Genomic DNA, 23186 nt, shown 5'->3' on the forward strand with positions numbered 1-23186 from the left:
TACGCTTCTCACTTTGTTGCGATGCTCGTCGCAAAGCGCATGTTCCTTTGCGCTTGCCTCCGCCTTAACTTCTCTACACTTATCGTATATCATGAATGCCTAATAAATATTCAGGTTACAATATTTTTTTAGATAAAATGATTTAGAGAAAAAACCGCCCACATCAGAAAAATGATGTGGGCGGTTTTTTGTAATTATTTATTTTTTGTTTCAAATAACGGACTAACTGGTTTGTTTTCGTGGATACGTTTAATCGCATCTCCGATTAATTCACCAACGCTGACTTCGTCAATTTTAGCAATTTTACGATCATCAGATAGGTAAATAGAGTCTGTTACAACTAAGCGTTCAATTGCTGAATCTTCAATACGTTGTAAGGCTGGTCCTGATAAAACGGGATGTGTACAAGAAGCGTAAACGTCTTTTGCTCCGGCTTCTTTCAATGCATTTGCAGCAAGAGAAATTGTCCCCGCTGTGTCAATCATGTCATCAATTAAGACACATGTTTTGCCTTCCACATGACCAATGATATTCATTACTTCTGCTACGTTCGCTTTTGGACGACGTTTGTCAATGATCGCAATTGGTGCTTTTAAGAATTCTGCCAATTTACGCGCACGCGTTACACCACCATGGTCAGGGGAAACAACAACGACGTCATCGCCTTGAATGCCGTGTTCGATGAAGTAATCGGCAATTAATGGTGCACCCATCAAATGATCCACTGGAATATCAAAGAATCCTTGAATTTGGACCGCATGTAAGTCCAATGTCAACATTCTTGTTGCACCAGCTTTTTCAATCATGTTTGCAACAAGTTTAGCAGTGATTGGTTCCCGGGCACGTGCTTTACGGTCTTGACGTGCATACCCATAATAAGGCATAACCACGTTAATTGTTTTAGCACTCGCACGTTTTAACGCATCAATCATGATTAATAGTTCCATTAAGTTATCGTTAACAGGGCTACTTGTTGATTGAATGACGTAAACATGTGCACCACGAATACTTTCTTCAATATTCACTTGAATTTCGCCATCACTAAATTGTGTTACAGAGCACTTTCCTAGCTCCACACCCACAGCATCCGCAATTTTTTCTGCTAAGGGACGATTAGAGTTCAAAGAAAAGATTTTCAATCTTGGATCAAAATAATGTTTCGACATTAGAACCTCCACTTTCTATTTCAGCCAATTCGTTAAAACTGAACAATACTTTCCTTCTAAAATAATAGTAGTCCTAGCCAAATAAATCAAGAGATTTTCTGTATTTCATACAAGATATTCATCAAAAGTCGCTTTCTTCTAACTATTTTATCGTATTTGTCTAAAAAATGAGGATTATTTGAATAAAGAAAGGTACTCGCCATAGCCTTCTTTTTCTAAATCTGCCACTGGCACAAATCTCAAAGCTGCCGCATTAATGCAATAACGTAAGCCACCTTCTTGGAGTGGGCCATCAGTGAAAACATGCCCTAAATGTGAATCCGCTTCTTGACTGCGAACTTCTACTCGGTGCATGCCGTGACTAAAATCAGCTTTTTCTTTGACGCCACGTTTTTCAATTGGTTTGGTAAAGGATGGCCAGCCGCAACCAGCATCGTATTTGTCCAGGGAGCTAAACAACGGTTCGCCACTAACAATGTCTACATAGATTCCGTCTTGGTAAAAGTCATCATATTCTCCTGAAAAAGGGCGTTCTGTTGCGTTTTCTTGTGTGACGGCATATTGAAGATCCGTCAAGGTTTGTTTTAATTCTTCTTCTGTTGGTTTTGTCATTCTGTCCACTCCTTTTCTTCTGTTCAATTTATTGGGTTCAATGATACCACGTTTGCCAAACAGGCACCTAATAGTTTGCATAGTAAAAGACAGTCCTTTCTTTTTTTGACGAATGAAAAGGACTGTCTTTTATTAGTTGAATTCTTTTAGTAGTCGGGCTACTTTGGCAATTGGTAAACCCATAATGGCGTAATAATCGCCAGCGATTGCTTCAATTAGTAATGCTCCTTGTCCTTGGATACCATAAGCGCCTGCTTTGTCGGCATATTCTGCGGTATCTAAGTAAGCATGGATTTCCGTGTCTGTCAGTGGATAAAACGTTACGGTTGAATGAACTGTCGCGGAGCGCTCTTTTTCCCCTTGTTTCAACGTCACACTTGTATACACGTCATGTGTTTTGCCACTTAGGAGGCGCAACATGCGATAACCGTCTTCCCGAGAAGTCGGTTTGCCGAGGATTTCTCCCGCCAATGCCACAATTGTATCGCAGCCAATGACTAGTGCTTCGGGGGATTGTTCTGCTATAGCCGCTGCTTTTTGGGCAGCCATTTGCGCCACATATTCTGCTGGTAAGCCGTCTTTACCAACAGTTTCATCGATATCGGCTGGTGCAATCGTAAAAGCTGGGACCACACGCTTTAATAACTCCTGACGGCGAGGAGATTGGGATGCTAAAATAATTTGCATAAATTGATGACGCCTCGTTTCTTTTTAATGGGGGTCTTGAATGCGTTTAAACATTCGTTCCATATCTGAATTCGTAAAATGAATCAGCACCGGACGTCCATGCGGACAATTAAACGGATTTTTGCACAAGGCTAAATCTTTTAATAGCACGCGTGCTTGTTGCTCATTGAGGTAATGATTGGCTTTGATGGATCGCTTACAGCTCATCATAATGGCAGTTGCTTCACGGAATTTTTTCACGCTGACCGAGCCAGTTGTTAGCAACATGTCAATCATCTCGCGAACAATGCTTTCCTCTTCGCCTGCAGGATACCAAGTTGGATGCGCCCGCACAATGAAACTATTTTGTCCAAAGTCTTCCAAATGGATGCCGACTTCCGCAAGGGTTTCTTTCTGCTCTTTAATTTTCAAGGCATCGCTATTTGGATAATCAATAACGATTGGTACCAATAGTTCTTGTAAATCATCACTGACTTCGCCAATTTTTTCACGGAAGTACTCGTATTTAATTCGTTCTTGGGCAGCGTGTTGGTCGATAATAAACAGGCCATCTTTGCTTTGTGCGAATAAATAAGTTCCGTGCATTTGACCGAAGTATTCTAACTCAGGAAAACGTTCTGTTGGTCGTTCTTCTTCCAACTTATTCAGGGCTTGTTTCAGTTCTCTTTGACTCGCAGCGCTATTGGCATCGAATTCTGGGTGAAGTTTCATTTCTTCTTGGAAAACCTCGTCAGCAGCCTCTGATGAACGCAGAGAAGGTTCTGAATCAGATACTTCAGTTATTTTCGTTTCTTCGGCTATTACCTGTTGCTCATTACTAGCTGTTTCCCAATGATTTTCGGAATCAACAGCTGCCGAAGAGGTTTCGTAAGCTGACGTTTCTTCCGCTACACTCGTTGATTCTGGCACTGGCGGCGCAAATGGATCGTCCATTGGGTCCACTGCTCTTTCTGTCTGGTTGACAGCTTCAGGGGCGCTTGAGGCTGGTATTTCGTCTGTCGCATGTTCCGCATAGAAGCGGCCTGTTGCGGGATTATAGCTTAAGCTGCCCGGTCGTTGTTTTACCGCAGGTTGTTCAGTCGATAAAGGAATTTCCATTTGTTCGGCTTTAGGTTCTGGCGGTAGTTTCTTTTTAAAACGCAAATTGTCTGCCGCATTGGGAATCAACTGTTCTTGGCTCAACACTTCTTGAATCGCCTGTTCAATTAATGCCATTAAATCTTTTTCTTTACTTAAACGAACTTCTTGCTTAGTAGGATGGACATTGACATCGACTAACAGCGGATCCATTTCAATTTCTAACACAGCAATTGGAAAACGTCCCACCATTAGTTTCGAACCATAGCCGGCTACAATTGCTTTATTTAACGCGAAATTTTTAATATAACGACCATTGATAATCGTTGATAAATAGTTGCGGCTGGCCCGTGTGACTTCTGGCAATGAAACATACCCTGTCAAAGTAAAATCAAGGTCTTTTCCTTCAATTTTCAACATTTTCTTTGCGGTACTAATGCCATAAATCCCGGCAATCGTTTGTTTTAAATCACCATTGCCTGTTGTACTCATCATTTTGTGGCCGTCATGAACTAAGCGAAAAGCGACTTTAGGGTGACTTAACGCCAGACGATTGACAATGTCACCGATATTGGCCAATTCCGTTTGGATCGTTTTGACGTATTTCAAACGAGCAGGCGTATTATAAAATAAATTGGAAACGGTCATTTTTGTGCCTTTACGGAGAGCTGCTGGTCGGTTTTCTTCGACCTTGCCCCCTTTTAGAATCACATAGCTGCCTTCTTCTTCCTCAGCTGTGGCAGTTTCGACAATCATTTCAGAAACTGAGGCAATACTTGGTAAGGCTTCGCCTCGGAACCCCAAGCTGCGAATTCGGAACAAATCATCTCTTGTATGAATTTTGCTTGTGGCATGGCGTTTGAAGGCATTCAGTACATCTTCTTTGGCAATTCCTTCACCATTATCAATAATTTGAATGGTTTTCAAGCCAGCTTCTTCAATAAAAATATCAATTTGGGTGCTTCCTGCATCCAGTGCATTTTCCACCAATTCTTTGACGACAGAAGCGGGACGTTCAACAACTTCACCAGCAGCAATCTGGTTGGCTAGTTGTTCGGATAGTTCTTGAATTTTCCCCATTTCACGACCTCCTAACCGGTTCGGTTCCTAATTAGATACGTTTTTGCAATTGATGAAGCATGTTTAACGCATCTAGTGGTGTCATTTCTAATAGATTCATTTTCTTCAATGTGTCAATGACACTTAATTCTTCTGTTGAAACTTCTTTAAATAATGAAAGTTGCTCGGTTTCTTCATGTACTTCTGAAACTTCTTCATGATGAACTGAAATTGGAATCGTTGTTTCTTCCGCTTCTAAAGCGGATAAAATGGTGGCTGCTCGTTCTAAAAGCGGGCTTGGTAAACCAGCGATTTTAGCAACATGTATCCCATAGCTCTTATCAGCAGGTCCTTCCATCATTTTATGAAGAAAGACCACTTCGCCATCTTTTTCGACAGCGCCCACGTGAATATTCTTCAAGCCTTTTAAGGTTTCATCTAGAACAGTTAGTTCATGATAATGTGTAGAGAATAGCGTTTTGGCTTGTACTTCACGATGGATATATTCAATGATGGCTTGCGCTAGCGCCATCCCATCATAGGTTGCCGTGCCGCGTCCTAATTCATCAAATAAAATTAGGCTGTTAGGCGTGGCGTGTCGCAGTGCTTGGTTAGCCTCCATCATTTCTACCATAAAGGTACTTTGCCCTGCAATTAGATCATCAGAGGCCCCAATCCGTGTAAAAATTTGATCGAAAATTGGCATTTCAGCACTTTCCGCTGGTACAAAACAGCCAATTTGCGCCATGACCACCGTCAAAGCCAATTGACGCATGTAGGTACTTTTCCCTGACATGTTTGGTCCAGTAATCAAGAGAATATCTGTTTCTGGGTTCATGCGGATACTGTTTGGAATGTATTCTTGATGCCCTAAAACTTTTTCCACGACTGGGTGTCGTCCTTCGACAATCGCCAAATTTTTCGTGTTACTTCTTAACGTTGGTCGAACGTATTGATACCGTTCACTAATTGTTGCAAAAGATTGTAAAACATCAACCGCACTAATGGTTTTAGCCAGTGTTTGCAATCGATCAATATTCGTTTTCACTTGTTCTCTAACGGCCAAGAACAATTGATATTCTAGTTCAACTGATTTTTCTTCAGCTTCTAAGATTAAACGCTCTAGTTCTTTTAGTTCGGGCGTAATAAAGCGCTCCGCATTAGCTAATGTTTGCTTACGCTCGTATTTTCCTTCTTCTAAATTCGCTAAATTTGACTTAGTGATTTCAATGAAATAACCAAAGACACGATTGTAGCCAATCTTCAAGTTTTTAATCCCTGTTTCTTGGCGTTCTTTCGCTTCTAACTCCGCTAACCATTGCTTACCATTGCGCATGGCATCACGGTATTCATCTAATTGGTCGTTATAGCCGTCTTTAATAACATTTCCTTCAGTAATTTGTAAAGGGGCTTCTTCATTAATCGCCGTCGCAATCAATGCCACTAAATCTTCAACGGGGTTTAAGTCGACTAACAAATCATCCCATTCCCCTTGATTGATCCCGACAATTAACTGTCGAATCGTTGGTACTTGTTCTAAAGAGGTCCGTAATTGAATTAAATCACGCCCATTCACGCTGCCGAATGCCACGCGTCCTGCTAACCGCTCTAAATCATACACGTTCGTCAATGCTGCTTGCAAATCTAAGCGTTCAAAATAGGCATTTAATAAGGATTGCACCATTTCTTGACGCGCCTTAATTTGACGTTCCTGAATTAGCGGACGATCCAACCATTGTTTTAATAAACGGCCGCCCATAGCTGTTTTCGTTTCATCTAATAGCCACAAAAGAGTCCCTTTTTTCTGCCCTGTTCGAATCGACTGACTCAATTCTAAATTGAATTTAGAATAATGATCCATTTTCAAGAAATGATCTGGCTGATATTCCACAGCTTTCTGAATATGGGACAAGCTCCGCTTTTGGGTAACGGATAAATAAGATAATAATTTGCCTGTAATTTCAATTTCTAATGGATTAATCAGTTCATTGGTTAAAAAACTAAACTCGGCATTTTCTTCCACCGTTTCTTGTGTCGAAAAGATGATGTTTAAACGTAAACTTAAGTTCTCTTTTAACGATTCAGGAATCCCTGAGCCTAGGACCATTTCTTTTGTTTGCAACGCAGAAGCTTCGTTTAAAACGCCCTCTTCATCAGCCAAGACTGCTGTTTTTAATTCGCCTGTACTCAAATCTACATAGGCAAAACCAAACTGATTACCATCTGTTAGCACAGCGGTTAAGTAATTATTGTCTTTGGCTTCCAAGCCTTTACTATTCATCACCGTTCCTGGCGTTACCAACTGCACCACTTCTCGTTTGACCATGCCCTTGGTAGTCTTTGGATCTTCCACTTGCTCACAAATCGCTACTTTATAGCCTTGCTCAATCAACGTATCAATGTAGCCTTGCGCGGCATGATAAGGAACGCCACACATAGGAATCGGATCATCCGCATTGCGGTTACGACTGGTTAACGTCAATTCTAAGATTTGCGCTGCATTGATAGCATCTTCATAAAATAACTCATAGAAATCACCTAAGCGATAAAATAAAAACGCATCCTTGTATTGGGCCTTAATGGACAAATATTGTTCCATCATGGGTGTATTTTTTGTCTTTTGTGGCATTTAATTCCCTTCCTTCTCTAGCTCTTCGTTCACGCGGTATTGAATGAGCGCCGTGACATGTTGAACTAAGTCATTGGCTTCGATCAGTTGTTCGCGGTAGGCTACAACGAGTGGGTGCTCATCAAATTCTTTTGTTTTCGCATCAGCTCGTTGAATGGCTTCTTTTTCAGCAGTTGGTTTGCCATAGTGAGCAAATTGAACCGCATCTTTTTGCGCAGCTTTAATTTCTTCCACTAATTCTGTCAGCTTTTTGTTTTTCTTTACCTTTTCTTCAATCGCTTGGTAGCGCTGAATGACTTCATCTTGTCCAATTAAATGTAACAATTTTTCTAATTCTTTATTACTTTGTGCATCTAAATTCAACGGCTCCATTTTTTTCACCTTCATCTTTCACCGGCACTTTTTCTATAAGAGCAGAAAAAGTTAACCTCTTAATGATCCGAGATTAACTTTTCTTCTATTATTCTTGAAACGGGCGATCTTCGCTAATCTGAATCGGCTCAATCATCTTCGCTTGGCCCGTTTGGTCATCAATCTCTAAAATACAGGCAGATAAAATTGTCCGCCCTGTTTCGACTACCTCAAAGCGCTTCGGCAATGCTGTCATAAACTTCTCAATAATCGGTTCACGCTTCATTCCTAAAATCCCATCATAAGGACCGGTCATACCGACATCACTTAAGAAGGCTGTCCCTTTCGGTAAAATCCGAGCGTCATTTGTTTGAACATGCGTATGTGTTCCAACAACGGCTGAAACTTGGCCATCTAAAAACCAGCTCATGGCTTGTTTTTCGCTTGTCGTTTCGCCATGAAAATCCACAAAAATGAGCGGTGTCCGTTTGCGAGCGATAGCCACTAGCTCGGCGGCTTTCTTGAAAGGATCTTCCAATGGCACCATAAATGTGCGGGCCTGTAAATTAATCACCGCTAGTTCCAATTGATTGACTTTCACAAAAACCATTCCTTGACCAGGCACATCTTCTGGAAAGTTCGCTGGACGAACCATTTTCTTCGCATCATCAATGAATTCAAAGATATCCTTGTTGTCCCACGTATGGTTGCCCATCGTGACAACATCGACACCATCTTGCAAAAATTTCTTATAAATCTTGCCAGTAATTCCCCGACCAGATGCCGCATTTTCACCATTGGCAATGGTCACTTGTGGACGATATTTCTTCTTTAATTTAGGGACATACGTTGCTAGGGCTTCTCTTCCTAAAGAACCGACAACATCTCCTATAAATAATATACGCAAAAAGGTTCCTCTTCTCTTTTTAACATCTCTTGTTTATTATAGTTGTTTTCGCTTTGAAAAGAAAGTTTTGGTTTTAAAAGATTAAAAAAAGTGTCTCAACGAACAATCCTTGCAATTGTTCGTTGAGACACTACACGCGATACTTATTCGCTTTTCATTTTATTTCGCATAGTCAACGGCACGTGTTTCACGGATAACCGTTACTTTGATATGTCCTGGATAATCCAAGTCATCTTCAATTTTCTTCCGAATGTCTCGAACTAAACGAACAGATTCTAAATCAGAAATTTCTTCTGGTTTCACCATGACACGAACTTCACGTCCTGCTTGAACAGCAAAACTTGAATCAACGCCTTCAAAACTATTAGAAATATTTTCTAAGTTTTCTAAGCGGCGAATGTAGTTTTCTAACGATTCACTACGTGCACCTGGACGCGCTGCAGATAACGCATCTGCGGCTGCCACTAAAACAGAAATAACTGAGGTTGCTTCCACATCACCATGATGCGAGGCAATGGCATTAATAACTACTGAATTTTCTTTATATTTCGCAGCTAATTCTGCGCCAATCTCAACGTGAGAACCTTCAATTTCATGATCCAATGCTTTCCCAATATCATGTAGTAAACCTGCACGTTTGGCTAATTGAACATCTTCGCCTAATTCGGCGGCTAAAACGCCAGCCAGTTTTGCTACTTCGATTGAATGGTTCAAGACATTTTGACCATAACTTGTTCTGAAACGTAAACGGCCTAAAATTTTAATTAAATCAGGATGTAACGTATGAGCACCTACTTCAAAGGCTGCTTGTTCTCCGTATTCACGAATCCGTTCATCCATTTCTTTACGTGATTTTTCTACCATTTCTTCGATGCGAGCGGGATGAATCCGACCATCTTGGATTAATTTTTCCAAGGTCATTCGAGCGATTTCTCGTCTGATTGGATCAAATCCGGATAACACAACCGCTTCTGGCGTATCATCAATGATTAAGTCAATCCCTGTTAATGTTTCCAATGTACGAATATTACGTCCTTCACGACCAATAATGCGACCTTTCATCTCATCATTTGGTAAAGTGACCACGGAAACAGTTGTTTCAGAAACAGAATCGGCGGCGCAACGTTGAATTGCTAGGGAAAGCAAGTTCTTCGCTTTGCGATCAGATTCTTCTTTGGCACGTTGTTCTGACTCCTTGACCATCAAGGTTAGTTCATGATTCAACTCTTCTTCTGTTGACTTCATAATAATCGATTTTGCTTCTTCTTTTGAAAGGGAAGCAATTCGTTCTAATTCTTGATGTTGCTGATTAATTAAGTTTTCTACTTCTTTTTCTCGCTCATCAATTAATTGCTGTCTAGCACCAAGTTTCTCTTCTTTTTCTTCCAGTGAGCCTTCACGTTTTTCAAGAGAGTCATCTTTACGATCCAACGTTTGTTCCCGTTGAATTAAACGATTTTCTTGAGATTTAAGTTCTAATCTGCTTTCTTTCAACTCACTTTCAATTTCTGAACGATACTTCTGGTTCTCTTCCTTAGCTTCTAGCAATGCTTCTTTTTTCAGTGTTTCTGATTCTTTCCGAGCGTTCTCGAGAATACTCGACGCTGAAATTTTTGCACCATTTATTGCTTTATCATGACGTGACTTTGCAATAACAAATCCTAAACCAAGACCGACAATCAAACCGACGATAGCGAGGAGAATATTTAAAACCATATTTCCACCTCCATACTATCTTTTTGTTAATTCATATCTTGTAGTTTTTTGATAAACTAAAATCAATTATCAATATGCCTACTTGCATATTTGTGCATACACACAATTTTATTCTAATGTTTGTCGCGAAAGGTGTCAACTTAAAAAAGCCCTTTCTTTTGGAAAGGGCAGCAAATATTAGACAACGTCACATTTTTAGGTTTCCGCCGTCACGAATTGTTTAAATTTTAGAACAAACGCCGCATAGTCTGCTGTTTGACTAAGCTGCTTGATGTGGATGGGTTCGGACATGGACAACAGTCTATTTAACAATTTAGTTCTAAACAAAGAAAGACAACACCTGTCCTGTTCAGTAAGTGTTGTCCTTCTTCTTAACGAGTCGTATTCACTCGTTATCTATTCATCTAAGGGTAATTCTTCTTGACCTTCTGCTTCTTCTGTAATGGTTGAACCGTCACCGATGCCGTATGCATCACGGACCAATTTAGACACTTCTGCCATCATTTCAGGATGATCCGCCATGTATTGTTTGGCATTTTCACGGCCTTGGCCAATTCGTTCTTCTTTATAGCCATACCAAGCACCACTTTTACTGATAAGGTCTTTTTCCACAGCCATATCTAGTAATTCGCCTTCTTGGGAAATACCTTGGCCATACATGATATCAACTTCTGCCACTTTAAATGGTGGCGCCACTTTGTTTTTAACGACTTTAATTTTTGTGCGGTTACCGACGATGTCTGTTCCTTGTTTTAACTGTTCTGCACGACGGACTTCTAGACGAACCGTTGCGTAGAATTTCAATGCACGTCCACCAGGAGTTGTTTCAGGATTTCCGAACATCACGCCAACTTTTTCACGAATTTGGTTAATGAAAATAGCAATTGTTTTTGTCTTATTAATTGAGCCTGATAATTTACGTAGTGCTTGAGACATTAGTCGAGCTTGTAAGCCGACATGGCTCGCTCCCATCTCACCATCAATCTCTGCACGAGGAACTAACGCAGCAACCGAGTCGATGACAACGATGTCAATCGCACCACTTGAAACTAAGGCATCGGCAATCTCTAAGCCTTGCTCACCCGTATCTGGTTGAGATAAAAGTAATTCATCAATGTTAACGCCTAGTTTCTCCGCATATTGAGGATCCAATGCATGCTCAGCATCGATAAAAGCGGCTGTTCCACCATTTCGTTGCACTTCTGCAATTGCGTGTAAAGAAACAGTTGTTTTACCTGAACTCTCAGGACCATATACTTCAATAATTCGGCCACGTGGATACCCACCTACGCCCAATGCAACATCTAACGCTAAAGAACCACTAGGGATAGTTGAAATTTTTTGATCAGCTTTTTCGCCTAATTTCATAATAGAGCCTTTCCCAAAGTTCTTTTCAATTTTTTTCAGTGCGGCATCTAAAGCCACTTTACGATCATCTGCCAATGGATAATCCTCCTTTAATTTATATAAACTTATTTTTCATTTCCTGTTAGTAGGTCTATCATATCTCTTTTGTACCAAAAAAGCAAGAAAAAACCGAACAAACATTCGCATATTTATTTTTTATTAATGATTCGGCGCCGTAAAAGATCTAACCCTCGCATAACCGCACTCTGTCTAATATAATTTCGGTCACGGTTAAAATGGAAACATTCTGCAACGGTTGGTTGGCCTTCTTCCGCCAGCCCAATCCAAACAGTGCCTGTCGGTTGACCTTCGATTGGGTCACCAGCGACCCCAGTAAATGATAAACCATAGTTAGATTTAGCTAACTGACGCGCTTTCTCTGCCATTTCTTTGGCACACGCTTCACTTACCGTGCCATGTTCTTCTAAAAGTTCATGAGAAATTCCTAAAAAGTTCTCTTTTGTTTCTTGCGAATACGTCACGAAGCCTCCCTTAAAAATCTTCGAAGCGCCCGCAATTTCCCCCAGTGTACTTTGGAAGAGGCCAGCGGTGAGGCTCTCAGCAGCCGTGACGGTTTGTCCGTTTTGTAATAACAAGTCCACTGTTACCTTGGCTAAACTATTGTCATCCCCATACCCATAAAAATAGTCTCCCACTTTAGCTAAAACCTTTTCTTCCGTCGCTGTTAATAATTCTTCGCCAGCTACTAAGTCTTTTGTTTTAACTGTTAAACGAAGTGTCACTTCATTAGGCTTAGCATAAGGCGCAATGGTTGGATTCGTTTGGTGCGCAATCAACGATTGAATCTCGGTCACCAGCTGTGATTCACCAATGCCATAAAAACGCAAGACTCTTGAAATCAATTGTTCTTCTTGTGGAAACGCATCAATCAATAAAGGTCGTGCCGCTTGTTGGAACATCGGAATTAATTCATTGGGTGGCCCTGGTAAGAGCAAATAGCTTGTTGTGCCTTCTGTTACAAAAGAACCAACCGCTAATCCTGTCGGGTTTTGAAGAACTTGTCCACCTTCAATGGCTAACACTTGTCGTAGATTATTTTCCGTCATTGGCCGCTTAGACTGTTGGAAAAACTGGTGCAAGCGGTTCAATCCTTCTTGATCTTCTACTAATGATTTATGGAGATGTTGTGCGACAACTTGCTTGGTTAAATCGTCTTCTGTAGGTCCTAGCCCTCCACAAAGGACAATTAAATCACTTCTTTGTTCTGCTTCTGTTAGTAGCGTTTCTAAGCGGCCGCCGTTATCACCAACAACGGTCTGATAGTAAACATCGATGCCTAGCGCAGCTAACTCTTCTGATAAAAAGGTGGCGTTGGTATTCACTACTTGTCCCAGTAATAACTCTGTTCCGACTGCAATGATTTCTGCTTTCATTGATTTCCCCTTCTCTAATAACATACGTAGTTAAACTCACTTTCCATTTTAGCACAACAAAATTTTTACAAAAGAATTTGAGCTTCAGGAAATAATTTTTTTATCAGGAAATTTATTAATTATTACGAAAAAAATGTTCATTTTCTCACAATACATTGTATAATAACGTTATATCGAAAGGAGAGAAATGAATGAGTGTAGTATTAGTACTTTTGGGTCTATTAGGGTTACTTGTCAGCGGGGGACTGACTATCAAAGCATTAATTAAGAAACAACCGAAAAAACAATATGGCTATGCCGCGTTAGCAAGTGCCGCTCTATTTATTGGTGGGGTTGCCACGACAGATTCTTCCCCGACACTTTCACTTGATGCAGAGAGTGTTGAAACCGATGCCAATGGCTCAGCCACCATCAAAGGCGAATATGACGGCAACAGCAAACTAACGGCCAATGGCAAGGAAGTAAAAACAAAAGACAAAACGTTTGCTTACAAAGTAAAACTGTCCGATGAAAAAACGCAAAAAATCACCTTTGTTGCTGAGAAGAAAGATACCAAAGTTGAAAAATCAGTCGAAGTCACACCATCAAAAGAATTTATTGCAAGCATCACAGATTCTGAACAAGAATTGGCCAAAACAGAAAAAGCCTTAGCTTACGCTGAAAAACAACCTTCTCAGAAAAACTATGATGAAGCCGCAACCTTAGTATCTTCATTAAGTCAAGAATACGAGGAATACAATGATCGCCTTGAAAAAATCAAAGAAGCAGTACCTGTTGATGAAGCAGTTACAACTGCTGAAAAATCTAAAAGTAAAAGCGATTATCAAGCAGCTGAAAAATTAGTAGCTGCTGCCCCAGTTGGCAAAGAAGGATTTCAACAACGATTAACGACTGTTCAAACCGCTATCGCTGAAAAAGAAAAAAATGAACAATTAGTCGCCAGTGCAACTGCCGCTGTTGAAAAAGCTGAACAAGAACCAACCAATGAAGCTTACTATAATGAAGCGGTCAAACAAATTGACGCTTTAAACTCCCCAAATCAAGCTTTAACAAAACGGGTAGCCGTTGTTAAAACTCAATTAGATGCCCACAAAGAAAAACAACGAAAAGAAGCAGAAGCTCAAAAACTAGCCGCTGAAAAAGCGCAAAAAGAACAAGCCGAAGCGGCAGCAAAAGCGCAAGCTGAAGCAGAGGCGCAACAAGCCGCACAGGCACCGGCGGAAGTCGAGACGGCTGCTGCAAATGCTGGTCCAGAAACAAGCACAACTGTTCTTGTGACACCAACTGGCAGTAAATACCATGCACGCAAATGTGGAAATGGAACCTATACAGAAACTACTTTAGAAGCAGCTCTAGCAAATAACTTAACTCCTTGTTCTAAATGTTATTAATTTTTGGGTAAAATAAAGAAAGAAGTGAGAGATAAAATATTTTATTCCTCACTTCTTTCTTTATTAATAATTTTTTCTTTTATTGATACACACTGATTCGTTGATTTGGGTGTACATTACTTTCCACTTCATCTAACATGGCAACGGCGTAGTCTGCGTAACTAATGTAGCTGTCACCTTGACTATTGGTTGTTAATTCTTCGCCAGCGACTTCATAATGGCCTGTCGCAGGACCTTCAGCATCAAACATGGCTGCAGGACTAATATAGGTCCAGTGGATGTTTTGAGCTTCTTTCAATAAGTTTAAAGCTTCGCCCATCGCCGAAGCTAATGGCTGAATTTCTGCTGGGAATGATGGTGTATCTTTTAATTGAGTTGTGTGTTCTGGGTCCACATACAAGGTTCCAGCGCCCCCAACGACAAACAAGCGCGTTTTTTGATTGGTTAAAATCTCAATCAAATGTTTGGTAGATTTGGGGAAATCTTGCACATCAGGGAATCCTAAGGCACTAATTAATACATCAAACGCTTGAATATCTTCTGTTGTTAATTGATAAACATCTTTTTCAATGGTCGGTGTGCCATCTGTTATTTTTGAAGCATTACGAACGATGGCTGTCACGTCCATCCCGCGACGTTTAGCTTCTGCTAAAAGTAATTGTCCTTCTTTTCCTGTTGCTCCTAATACTGCTACTTTCATGTAAATCATCCTTTCATTTTTAAATAGAACTAAAATAGTTACATTTAATACTTTAAAAGTAGAGAGATTACTTATCCCTCTTAACTTCTATTTCATGAATCACATCTGCTAAGGTGATGCTTTTCAATTCTTCTTCCATTTTTTGTTGCACTTTAGTAAATTCAGTTTCTAGTACCGATTGGATATTTGCCCCAACGGAACAGTTTGGATTAGGATTTTGATGAATATTGAAAATCTCTCGTTCCAATTCAACCGCTGTGTAAATTTCATACAGTGAGATCTCTTCTGGTTTCTTTAATAAGGTATTTTTATTGGCTCCACGCATGGAATGAATCAAGCCGGCTTTTTTTAACTGGCTCATTAGTCGTCGAACAACGACTGGATTCGTATTCACGCTTGAAGCAATGTATTCAGAAGTCACTTGTTCTTGAGGACCTGTTTCAATCAAACTTAAAATATGAATCGCAACACTTAATTTCGTTGACATGGCCATGTCTAATCACTCCAAACTAAATGTAACGTTATTTGTTACATTTACAGAATACGCTGTTTCGTTTTATTTGTCAATGAGAAACCTCTGACTATTCAAAATAAAAATCAGTTGTTGAAACAACACGGGCCCCAAACGGCATTAACGCTAATTTCGCCAATTTAAAGGATTGTTGCCCAAACGGAATACCGATGATTGTCAGACAAAGCAACAAGCCACTAATACAATGCCCAATTGCTAATGGTAGTCCACTGATAATCAGCCAAATAATGTTTACCACCAAAGATACGCCGCTATCACTATACACGACTCGCTTTTTAAACGGCCAAAAGCTCAACCCCGCTAATTTAAAACATTGTAAACCAATCGGAATACCGATAATTGTAATACACCAAATCACGCCTGCGAATAGCCAAGATAAGCCACCAAAAAAGCCGCCAAAGATGAACCATAAAATATTGCCAAGTGTTTTCATTCTTGTTCCTCTACTTTCCTCATTAAAAATTATGTATGTGAGTAAGTATACCACGAAAGCTTCTTTTTGTTTCAAACAATATTGTAAGGTTGCTGACTCGTTAAAAGACGAAGACGCTGTTTCATGATACAATGAAGAAACTAACGATAAAGGAGCAGACTTCATGGACTTACATTTAACCGTTGATCTAAAAAAAACAAAGACACTCATTGATTTAGCCGATCAGGCCCACTTAATCATTGAACAAACAACTAAATTACCGAAAAAAGAGGCAGCGATTCTTTTCTTGCTAAGAGATAACCAACTAGTTGCTTTAGGACTTGCTGAAGAAAAAGCTACATATAAAGAAGTTTCTTTTGATCACTCGATTTTGTTGAAACCGACTTGGGACACAGAACTTGCCTATTTAGCGCAAGCTTTCCTAGATGATGCGAAAGAAAGTGGTTTAACATTGGAAGCAACCCCAACGACAGTCAAAATTCCGAAAAGTGCGGTAGCGACAGTGACTAACTATAAAGAAACAGTCACCTTTATCTTGGAACGTTTTGGCTACTCTCTGTTTAAAAAACCGGCGCCGAAGAAAGCCAGACCAGCCAAAGCACGCCACAAATGGACAAAAGAAGTCAGCCAAATTCCTTTTTATATTGATACTCGACAAAGCAAAGCAACTGTTTTTTGGCAAAAGCGCAATGAAATGCTTATTAAAGCTGGCGCGACAATGATGCCCGAAGCCCCTTTAAATAAAGACGGGTCTGTCGGTTTCTCCGCTAGATTTGGTGAAAAACTTCGTGATGAACGCAAGAGCCAATTTAAAGACTTTGTCACAACGGAAGATATCGTCTTAAAAAGCGTTAATGAAGTCGGCTTGTTTCTCTATTTTGCTGGAACAAACAGCTGGTTAGAGCTAGTTGATGAGAACGGCAAAACCTTAAATGAATGGACTGTGGTGGAATAAACCTTATAAAAAATGTCGCACCTGATTTTTATGATTCAGGCGCGACATTTTTTTAATTTAAATAACTTTTTGCTATCGCTTGATACTTATCAATCATATCTAAATAATTATCAATTTCGACATATTCGTCGACTTGGTGTGCAGTAGTGGTCACACCTGGTCCAAAGACAACGCAATCAAATGTATTGTCTGATTTAGTAAATTCAGCTAAGTCTGTGGTCCCAGCGCTTGTCACTAATGGTAATGGTTGATCAAATTGGGCTTGAATGGCTTGAATTAACGCAGAATCTTTCTCAGCTTTTACAGGAATTTTATTGTAATCAATCGTTAATTCTAACTGATGTTTTTCTTTTTTGTTCAATTCATCGACAATTTTTTGTAATAATGCAATGACTTGGTCGTTGCTGAATTCTGGAATTGAACGGATATTCCCTTGCAAGGCTGCTTGACCTGGAATACTGTTCACTTGTGTGCCACCTTTAATGACGGTTACATTGTGAATCGTTCGGCCTAATTCAGGATTTTCATAGTTTGCTGTGACTTCCGCCATTTGTTGGTTTGCTTCTGTAATAAATTCGTTCAAATTATTAATCGCGTTAATGCCTTCTTCTGGCATCGAACTGTGGGCTTCTTTTCCGTGTGACACAACAGAATAGTTAATTGAACCCATGTGCGCATACATCAAGTTATAATTGGTTGGTTCTCCAATGACTAAGGCACTTAAATCATCCGCATAGCCTTTTTCAGTTAATTGGCCAGCACCTAGCTCACCGACTTCTTCACCAACTGTACCTAAAAATTTAACCGCTCCATTTAATGGAACTTCCTTTTCTTTTAATTCAATCATTGCTAAAACCATTGCGACTAAGCCGCTTTTCATGTCCGTTGCGCCACGGCCATACAATTTATTTCCTTCAATATGGGCCGCAAATGGCGGGAAAGTCCATTGACTTTCGTCCCCTTCAGAAACCACGTCCATGTGGCCACTAAACCCTAAGACTTTTTCTCGGTTTTCACCTAAATAAGCAACCAAACTACTACGATTTGGTGCATAAGAAACAAGTTCAGAAGGGATCTCATATTTTTTCAAAAGATTTTGTAAATAGATTGCCACTTCTTCTTCGTTTCCATTTACAGATTTAATTTTAACCACATCTTGTAAAATACTAATTTTTTCTGATTTTTCCATTGCCATTCGCCCTTTCTTGTTATGCTTAATTCTAGTGTACGCTTCTCTCAGTAAAACCGCAACTGACTTGGTTAGGTCAGCAAAAAACACGCGACAGTTTTAAGAAATGTCGCGTGTTTTTTACTGAGTTTATTTTAAATAATTAGGCGCTGCCAATTCATTTTCAATGACTTGATCAGGAATCACAAATTCAGGAGTGCCCATATAGTAAGGCGCAATCTCTCCTTGGGGAAACACAATCACTAATTGGTGTTTTTCATTGATATAGAAAGGTTGGTCCTTTTTAATTTTTTTGAAGGGTTGAACATCACTGGGGGCATCCTCTTTTTCGGACCAGTATATTTTATTGCTATCGTTCTTCATTTGGTCTGCTATTTGTTGTTTAATTTCACTACTAATGACATCAATGTAAAAATCATTTTTAAAAATTAAGGGGAGTGAAACGACAACATTGGCTCGTTTGTCGATGGTGTCATATTTCGTTGTCGTCGCAGAACTGCCTTTAATTTCTGTGAAGGTTCGTTTGACCACTAGGAAGCGACGGTCGTCCACGACTTTTTCATAATCTCCAGTGACTGAAACACGAGAACCATCAAACAATTGCCCTTTGACTTGTTGAAATTCTGTTTGGGCTTCTTTCAAGTATTTTTTGTTGAGCGTGTCGGCTACTGAAGATTCTTGGGATGTTTGGATTTTAGGGACATCGATGTTTACTTCACTTTCCTGTTTTTTCGCTGTCAACGTTTTGATGGTGACTAATTGAACAATTTTATCTAACACAGGAATGTTGCGGGCTGCTTCACTAAAACCTGGAAACAAATTGACTGATAAGACAAAGCCACAAGCCACTACTAGACTACTTTGCAGTGAGCGGTTTCTAAAACGAAGCCAGGTGTACCGCTTTTTCTCTTTATGAAAACGCGCTTTGACTTCCGCTTGTAGATCCGTTGGCAACGGTTGTTGGCGGTATTCTTTTGAAAAGTTTTTAACAACACTTTTTACAAAATCTTCCATTATTTTTTCGCTTCCTTTCTTTTACTAATTCAATAGACTTCGGAGTTCATTCAAACTGCGGTACATCTTCGTTTTAATCGTGTTTTCGTTAATATCCAGGATCAAGGCGATTTCTTTTAGCGTAAATCCTTCAAAAAATTTTAATAGAATAATTTCACGATTGGGACTATCTAATTGATTAATAATTTCTTCAATTTCTAAAAAACTGCGTTGGGGATTATTTAAAAGGTCTAACACATGTTCATCTTTTTCAATATGAACAGCTTCTCGTTTCTTTTTACGCCAATAATCTGTCGCTACAGAAAGCAGAATTCGAAAGAACCACGCTTCAAAATCCTTAATATCTGGTCCTTTTTGGATGGCCTTCAGTGCCTTTTCAAAGCTTTCTTGAATCACATCCAAGGCATCTTCTTTCGAATGTGTATAGTTAAAGGCAATGCGATACATTTTTTCATATTTGGTATCCACAAGGGTTTCTAACGCGCGAATTTGTTTTTTTCTTTTCCAACCATCGAAAACCATCGATTTCTGGAACCTCCTTTCCTGTACACTTATATAGACGAATCACAAGCATAAAAAGTTTCAACTTTTTTATTATTTTTAATTTTTATATTCTAAAAGAAAAAGCGTGGTACAAAAATCACTTTGGATTTTTGCTTCACGCTCAAAATCTGATAAACGGCGGGAACAGAACCAGCTCCTTCGGAAATAAGCCGAAATTATCCAAAAATTAAAGAACAATTTCCGGAAATTTCTTCTTATTTCTCGGAGCTAAGCGGTGCTGTCCCGACCTTGTTTTCTTCTCCCGAGTGCGGTCTTAGTGCACTCAGCGTTTTAATAAAATGCGACCAATCAACAGGACGTGGTGGCGCTAGCCAAATAATTTGAGTAATCTCAGGCCAATCGACAAAATGAATATCCGATAAAATTAATTGTACACTTTCATCTACATGTGCTTTGAAAATGATATTCCATTCCGTAATTTTTTCAATATTTTTTTGTATCATACGATTATAGGCTTCACCAAAGGAAAAGTCGACACACAATGTAATCGGAGCCAAAACTTTTTTCAATGGTAACGCATCCACCATTAACAACAGATACCGATAAAATAAAAACTGTCTGGCATCCCAAACAGCGGGATTCGTTTTTTGTTCTTGAATAAATTGTCGACTAGCAGAAAAATACTCTGTATACGTTTCTGCAAAGTAGGTTATATCCATTTTGCGATAACTATAGTTTGCTTCTATTGGAAAATGGAACAATTTAAAATGAACGATTGTTACTTTTTGTTCAAAACCTTGCAGGACTTCCTCGGAAAGCTGAAATTGTATTTTTAAATAGCTTAACAAGTCACGATTCAATTGTTGAATTTCTGCAAATCTTTGGCAAAGTGCTGCTGAAGCTACTTGAAGCCACTCTTCAGCAATTAAAAATAAGAGTAAATAATTGCCTTCGTTTGTTCGTTGTGGTTCTGGGATTTGAAGACTCTCTAACCAATTGAAAACATTCTGCTGATTGTCACCGGCTAATTGTTTTAACACTTGCGAATCTACTTTTTTCTCTACATAAAACTGTTGCTGCGTTCGTACTAAAGAAACCGCCAAAAAATGAAAACATTTAGCTTGTGCATAGCCCGCACGCTGATTAAGATGAACCTTCTCAGAAAAAAATAGCTCAAAGTTCCGAATCTGCTCTAAAACTTTTTTACCGTACAATGAAAAATCACGTTGGTATAATTGTAAAAAAACCAGTGTTGTTACTTCGCGTAAATTGGTTTCATTTCCCACCAAGTGAAATTCTTTATTAATTGTAATTTGGTAATTTTCCAGCATTTTCTTTAATTCCTTGAACTCCTTATAAGCCAATGTGTGACTAACAAAGTGTTCTAAAGCAAACTCATTCACAGAATCAAAACGCTGAAAAAAGAAATCTTGAAACATAGCAAAACGTAACGACTCTTTAATATAGCAATCAATCAAAGTAGCGGAAGTTTCCGTTCCTGATTCATTAAGCGTTAAGAAAATACCATCGCTCACAATTTGAAAATCCTCTGATAAACCAAATTCAATAAAATCAGCATTTAATTCAGCGACCGTTTTGTTCACGATAAATTCAGATAATTCTAACTCCTGCATTACGGTTTCTTTTGACTCTGTTAACATCGGTGCATTTTCCAGTAACTGAAATAAGGCGATTTTTCTTTTATCCACTTTATTTAAAAACATCATCAATATCATAGACTTCTCTCACATCCATTTTTTTCCCATACAATCCATTTCCTGAAAGAAAGTACCCAACCGCTGCTAAATAGCTTTCAGATTCTTCATCGCCGCCTGCACCAAGTCCGTTAGGAAAGACAAAATCTTTATTCACTTGTAAGGAATGAGCCGTTGTTTCTTTTGTTTGTTTCTTTTTTTCTTTTGACATTGCCGGTTTCTCCACAGGTTTGTCTTTTTTCTTGGGTGAAGGCTTTTTTTCTTCAGAAGGAACCGTAGTTTTTTGATCTTCCGGAGGGGTTGGCGCAGGTTGTTCCGGTTCTGACTTTTCCTGAGGGGTGATTGATTCTGGTTTTGGTTGAATTTCTTCCGTTGGTTCTAAGGGATTATAAATAGGTGTCGCCAATGTTTGAATTGGTTCTATTTCGACAGCCGTAAAAATTAGCAAAGAACTAAATAAAAAAAGATACTTTTTTCTCATGGCTTCTCACTCTCTCTACCTCTACTTTATGGGAAGCAATTCCTTGTAAAAGTACCTTTACTTTTACAAGGAAAACCCTTTTTGTCAATAGATAGCCCTTTTTATTGCTCAGATTGTTGTTCTTCCTCTTTTTTCTTTTTACGATACAAGAAGAAAATCAATAAGAGCAGCGCTAGAATGATTAATGCAATCAGTAGATACAACCACCAATTGGTTCCTTTAATGGTTACGTCTTTTTCATTTAATTCTTTAGCGACGTCCCCAGAAATAGTAAATTCTTTTGTAAATTCCCATTTGTACAGGTACCGTTCTTCACCATTGGCACCTTTGACTTGATAGGTACCCTTTTCATCTTTTACACCATAGGCCGTTGATTTCAAGACATATTTTCCTGGCGTTAATCGTTCCCCTTTTAAAGAAATTGGGTAACTAAAGTTAGAGTTTGGCGCCACTTGCATATCCTCAGTATCGGATTGGTAAAGCGTTTCGCCTCCTTTTGAAACAGTGTTGATTAAATGTAATTGGTTTAAGTAGGCCGCTTGTGGGTTTTGTAAAGAAACATTGATGACGTTTCGCGCGTTGACTTGGCCTGGTTTAACCCCTAGTAATTTTAAATCTGGTTGAACCTTTGTCTCATTTTGCTGAAGAATAATAGCCACAACATAGGAGTATTCATTATTAATAGCTAACCCTTTTGATTGATCCGCAGAAGTCGTTGTTTCTTTCTTTTTCTCTTTGAGTGTTATACCGCCAGCCATCACGCCATCAAAAGAATCTTTAGGCATCGTGATGGTTAAAGGTAATGTCTTTTGGGAATGCTTCGGCAAGATGATTTCTTTCGGTGCTTCCACATAATCTTTTAAGTTAAAGCGTAAAGTTTTGTCAGGTTTGATTCCGTTTTGGCCATATTCTACTACGCCATTTAAATTTGTTGTCGCTGAGTTCACCGTATTTTCAATGGTAATGTCTTCATCTGTATCATTGCGTAACTGAATTTCTACGGTTTGTTTGGCACCAGGCGCCATTTTTAAGTCAAAGTAGGTTTTTGATTTATCCACTTGATTTTCGGGAATTGTTGGTGTGACCGCAAAATTAAATTCAGAAGCGTGCGCCTCCACGCCAATCCAGCCAAATAACATACAAGCGATTACCGTTGCATATACTTTCCATCTGTTCATATTCATTCTCCTATGTCTTTCATTCTTTGTTGTATTATAAGCACCAAAAGACCGAAAGATAAGCCAAAAATTTTTGACTTATATCCCGA

General features: G+C 39.3%; 21 protein-coding genes. 2 read left to right on the forward strand and 19 right to left on the reverse strand.

Annotated features, from left to right (window positions below; all coding sequences use genetic code 11):
• Positions 1-194: 194 nt before the first annotated feature.
• The 10 genes from IGL23_RS12810 to IGL23_RS12855 all read right to left on the reverse strand — a co-directional run bounded on the left by IGL23_RS12810 (position 195) and on the right by IGL23_RS12855 (position 13005).
• Complete coding sequence (locus IGL23_RS12810; protein WP_002381060.1) at positions 195-1166, reverse strand: ribose-phosphate diphosphokinase; 972 nt, start codon at positions 1164-1166, stop codon at positions 195-197.
• Positions 1167-1340: 174 nt separating this feature from the next.
• Positions 1341-1778, reverse strand: a complete 438-nt coding sequence (gene msrB / locus IGL23_RS12815) for a peptide-methionine (R)-S-oxide reductase MsrB (RefSeq protein ID WP_002354871.1) — start codon at positions 1776-1778, stop codon at positions 1341-1343.
• A gap of 132 nt (positions 1779-1910) precedes the next feature.
• On the reverse strand, positions 1911-2465 hold the full coding sequence (locus tag IGL23_RS12820) for a Maf family protein (RefSeq protein WP_002378827.1): 555 nt from the start codon (positions 2463-2465) through the stop codon (positions 1911-1913).
• A gap of 24 nt (positions 2466-2489) precedes the next feature.
• The gene (gene mutL, locus IGL23_RS12825; protein WP_033594258.1) at positions 2490-4622 is read right to left on the reverse strand and encodes a DNA mismatch repair endonuclease MutL; all 2133 of its coding nucleotides are present in this window, start codon (positions 4620-4622) and stop codon (positions 2490-2492) included.
• 31 nt (positions 4623-4653) lie between these two features.
• Positions 4654-7230, reverse strand: coding sequence for a DNA mismatch repair protein MutS (mutS, locus tag IGL23_RS12830; protein WP_010819078.1), 2577 nt, complete (start codon positions 7228-7230; stop codon positions 4654-4656).
• The gene (locus IGL23_RS12835; protein WP_002359008.1) at positions 7231-7617 is read right to left on the reverse strand and encodes a RicAFT regulatory complex protein RicA family protein; all 387 of its coding nucleotides are present in this window, start codon (positions 7615-7617) and stop codon (positions 7231-7233) included.
• Positions 7618-7690: 73 nt separating this feature from the next.
• Positions 7691-8488 (reverse strand): TIGR00282 family metallophosphoesterase, encoded by a 798-nt coding sequence (locus IGL23_RS12840; RefSeq protein ID WP_002354864.1) that lies wholly within the window; start codon positions 8486-8488, stop codon positions 7691-7693.
• Between the two features lie 159 nt (positions 8489-8647).
• Entirely contained in the window at positions 8648-10204 is a 1557-nt protein-coding gene (gene rny / locus IGL23_RS12845; RefSeq protein WP_002354863.1) for a ribonuclease Y, read from the reverse strand.
• A gap of 396 nt (positions 10205-10600) precedes the next feature.
• Positions 10601-11647, reverse strand: a complete 1047-nt coding sequence (gene recA, locus IGL23_RS12850) for a recombinase RecA (protein ID WP_002354860.1) — start codon at positions 11645-11647, stop codon at positions 10601-10603.
• A 113-nt stretch (positions 11648-11760) separates the two neighbouring features.
• Positions 11761-13005 carry a competence/damage-inducible protein A gene (locus IGL23_RS12855; protein WP_010710870.1) on the reverse strand — a complete coding sequence of 415 codons (1245 nt, stop codon included), beginning with the start codon at positions 13003-13005 and terminating at the stop codon, positions 11761-11763.
• 191 nt (positions 13006-13196) lie between these two features.
• Between IGL23_RS12855 and IGL23_RS12860 the strand changes: the two genes are divergently transcribed.
• Positions 13197-14396: a hypothetical protein gene (locus tag IGL23_RS12860; protein WP_033594256.1), complete on the forward strand. Its 1200-nt coding sequence runs from the start codon at positions 13197-13199 to the stop codon at positions 14394-14396.
• Positions 14397-14475: 79 nt separating this feature from the next.
• On the opposite strand, the gene IGL23_RS12865 is transcribed toward IGL23_RS12860, so the two are convergent.
• From IGL23_RS12865 to IGL23_RS12875, 3 genes are all read right to left on the reverse strand, one after another.
• A complete protein-coding gene (locus IGL23_RS12865; protein ID WP_161634294.1) occupies positions 14476-15105 on the reverse strand; it encodes an NAD(P)-dependent oxidoreductase in 630 nt (209 codons plus the stop codon).
• Between the two features lie 58 nt (positions 15106-15163).
• A complete protein-coding gene (locus IGL23_RS12870) occupies positions 15164-15589 on the reverse strand; it encodes an Rrf2 family transcriptional regulator (protein ID WP_002383201.1) in 426 nt (141 codons plus the stop codon).
• 88 nt (positions 15590-15677) lie between these two features.
• Positions 15678-16061, reverse strand: a complete 384-nt coding sequence (locus tag IGL23_RS12875; RefSeq protein WP_002354850.1) for a YccF domain-containing protein — start codon at positions 16059-16061, stop codon at positions 15678-15680.
• A 163-nt stretch (positions 16062-16224) separates the two neighbouring features.
• Between IGL23_RS12875 and IGL23_RS12880 the strand changes: the two genes are divergently transcribed.
• Positions 16225-17016 carry a hypothetical protein gene (locus tag IGL23_RS12880; RefSeq protein WP_033594254.1) on the forward strand — a complete coding sequence of 264 codons (792 nt, stop codon included), beginning with the start codon at positions 16225-16227 and terminating at the stop codon, positions 17014-17016.
• A gap of 52 nt (positions 17017-17068) precedes the next feature.
• Here the strand turns inward: IGL23_RS12880 and IGL23_RS12885 are convergent, their stop codons facing one another.
• From IGL23_RS12885 to IGL23_RS12910, 6 genes are all read right to left on the reverse strand, one after another.
• Entirely contained in the window at positions 17069-18205 is a 1137-nt protein-coding gene (locus IGL23_RS12885) for an ArgE/DapE family deacylase (RefSeq protein ID WP_002367472.1), read from the reverse strand.
• Positions 18206-18334: 129 nt separating this feature from the next.
• Positions 18335-19219 carry an RsiV family protein gene (locus IGL23_RS12890; protein ID WP_002387401.1) on the reverse strand — a complete coding sequence of 295 codons (885 nt, stop codon included), beginning with the start codon at positions 19217-19219 and terminating at the stop codon, positions 18335-18337.
• A gap of 24 nt (positions 19220-19243) precedes the next feature.
• A complete protein-coding gene (locus tag IGL23_RS12895) occupies positions 19244-19741 on the reverse strand; it encodes an RNA polymerase sigma factor (RefSeq protein ID WP_033594252.1) in 498 nt (165 codons plus the stop codon).
• A gap of 236 nt (positions 19742-19977) precedes the next feature.
• Positions 19978-21459 carry a helix-turn-helix domain-containing protein gene (locus IGL23_RS12900; protein ID WP_002378832.1) on the reverse strand — a complete coding sequence of 494 codons (1482 nt, stop codon included), beginning with the start codon at positions 21457-21459 and terminating at the stop codon, positions 19978-19980.
• Positions 21434-21919: a hypothetical protein gene (locus IGL23_RS12905; RefSeq protein ID WP_033594251.1), complete on the reverse strand. Its 486-nt coding sequence runs from the start codon at positions 21917-21919 to the stop codon at positions 21434-21436. The genes IGL23_RS12900 and IGL23_RS12905 overlap by 26 nt, the downstream gene beginning before the upstream one ends.
• Positions 21920-22020: 101 nt before the next feature.
• Positions 22021-23103 (reverse strand): DUF916 and DUF3324 domain-containing protein, encoded by a 1083-nt coding sequence (locus IGL23_RS12910; RefSeq protein ID WP_002358992.1) that lies wholly within the window; start codon positions 23101-23103, stop codon positions 22021-22023.
• Between the last annotated feature and the right edge of the window lie 83 nt (positions 23104-23186).

Origin of the sequence: Enterococcus sp. MSG3299 (assembly GCF_050555765.1) — a bacterium.
GTDB classification, from domain to species: Bacteria; Bacillota; Bacilli; order Lactobacillales; family Enterococcaceae; genus Enterococcus; species Enterococcus faecalis.

What these genes read in the sequence shown, in the direction of transcription:
- IGL23_RS12810 (WP_002381060.1), bottom strand. Translation starts at nt 1,166, where the DNA reads ATGTCGAAACATTATTTTGATCCAAGATTGAAAATCTTTTCTTTGAAC.
- msrB (WP_002354871.1), bottom strand. Translation starts at nt 1,778, where the DNA reads ATGACAAAACCAACAGAAGAAGAATTAAAACAAACCTTGACGGATCTT.
- IGL23_RS12820 (WP_002378827.1), bottom strand. Translation starts at nt 2,465, where the DNA reads ATGCAAATTATTTTAGCATCCCAATCTCCTCGCCGTCAGGAGTTATTA.
- mutL (WP_033594258.1), bottom strand. Translation starts at nt 4,622, where the DNA reads ATGGGGAAAATTCAAGAACTATCCGAACAACTAGCCAACCAGATTGCT.
- mutS (WP_010819078.1), bottom strand. Translation starts at nt 7,230, where the DNA reads ATGCCACAAAAGACAAAAAATACACCCATGATGGAACAATATTTGTCC.
- IGL23_RS12835 (WP_002359008.1), bottom strand. Translation starts at nt 7,617, where the DNA reads ATGAAGGTGAAAAAAATGGAGCCGTTGAATTTAGATGCACAAAGTAAT.
- rny (WP_002354863.1), bottom strand. Translation starts at nt 10,204, where the DNA reads ATGGTTTTAAATATTCTCCTCGCTATCGTCGGTTTGATTGTCGGTCTT.
- IGL23_RS12855 (WP_010710870.1), bottom strand. Translation starts at nt 13,005, where the DNA reads ATGAAAGCAGAAATCATTGCAGTCGGAACAGAGTTATTACTGGGACAA.
- IGL23_RS12860 (WP_033594256.1), top strand. Translation starts at nt 13,197, where the DNA reads ATGAGTGTAGTATTAGTACTTTTGGGTCTATTAGGGTTACTTGTCAGC.
- IGL23_RS12865 (WP_161634294.1), bottom strand. Translation starts at nt 15,105, where the DNA reads ATGATTTACATGAAAGTAGCAGTATTAGGAGCAACAGGAAAAGAAGGA.
- IGL23_RS12870 (WP_002383201.1), bottom strand. Translation starts at nt 15,589, where the DNA reads ATGGCCATGTCAACGAAATTAAGTGTTGCGATTCATATTTTAAGTTTG.
- IGL23_RS12875 (WP_002354850.1), bottom strand. Translation starts at nt 16,061, where the DNA reads ATGAAAACACTTGGCAATATTTTATGGTTCATCTTTGGCGGCTTTTTT.
- IGL23_RS12880 (WP_033594254.1), top strand. Translation starts at nt 16,225, where the DNA reads ATGGACTTACATTTAACCGTTGATCTAAAAAAAACAAAGACACTCATT.
- IGL23_RS12885 (WP_002367472.1), bottom strand. Translation starts at nt 18,205, where the DNA reads ATGGAAAAATCAGAAAAAATTAGTATTTTACAAGATGTGGTTAAAATT.
- IGL23_RS12890 (WP_002387401.1), bottom strand. Translation starts at nt 19,219, where the DNA reads ATGGAAGATTTTGTAAAAAGTGTTGTTAAAAACTTTTCAAAAGAATAC.
- IGL23_RS12895 (WP_033594252.1), bottom strand. Translation starts at nt 19,741, where the DNA reads ATGGTTTTCGATGGTTGGAAAAGAAAAAAACAAATTCGCGCGTTAGAA.
- IGL23_RS12900 (WP_002378832.1), bottom strand. Translation starts at nt 21,459, where the DNA reads ATGATATTGATGATGTTTTTAAATAAAGTGGATAAAAGAAAAATCGCC.
- IGL23_RS12905 (WP_033594251.1), bottom strand. Translation starts at nt 21,919, where the DNA reads ATGAGAAAAAAGTATCTTTTTTTATTTAGTTCTTTGCTAATTTTTACG.
- IGL23_RS12910 (WP_002358992.1), bottom strand. Translation starts at nt 23,103, where the DNA reads ATGAATATGAACAGATGGAAAGTATATGCAACGGTAATCGCTTGTATG.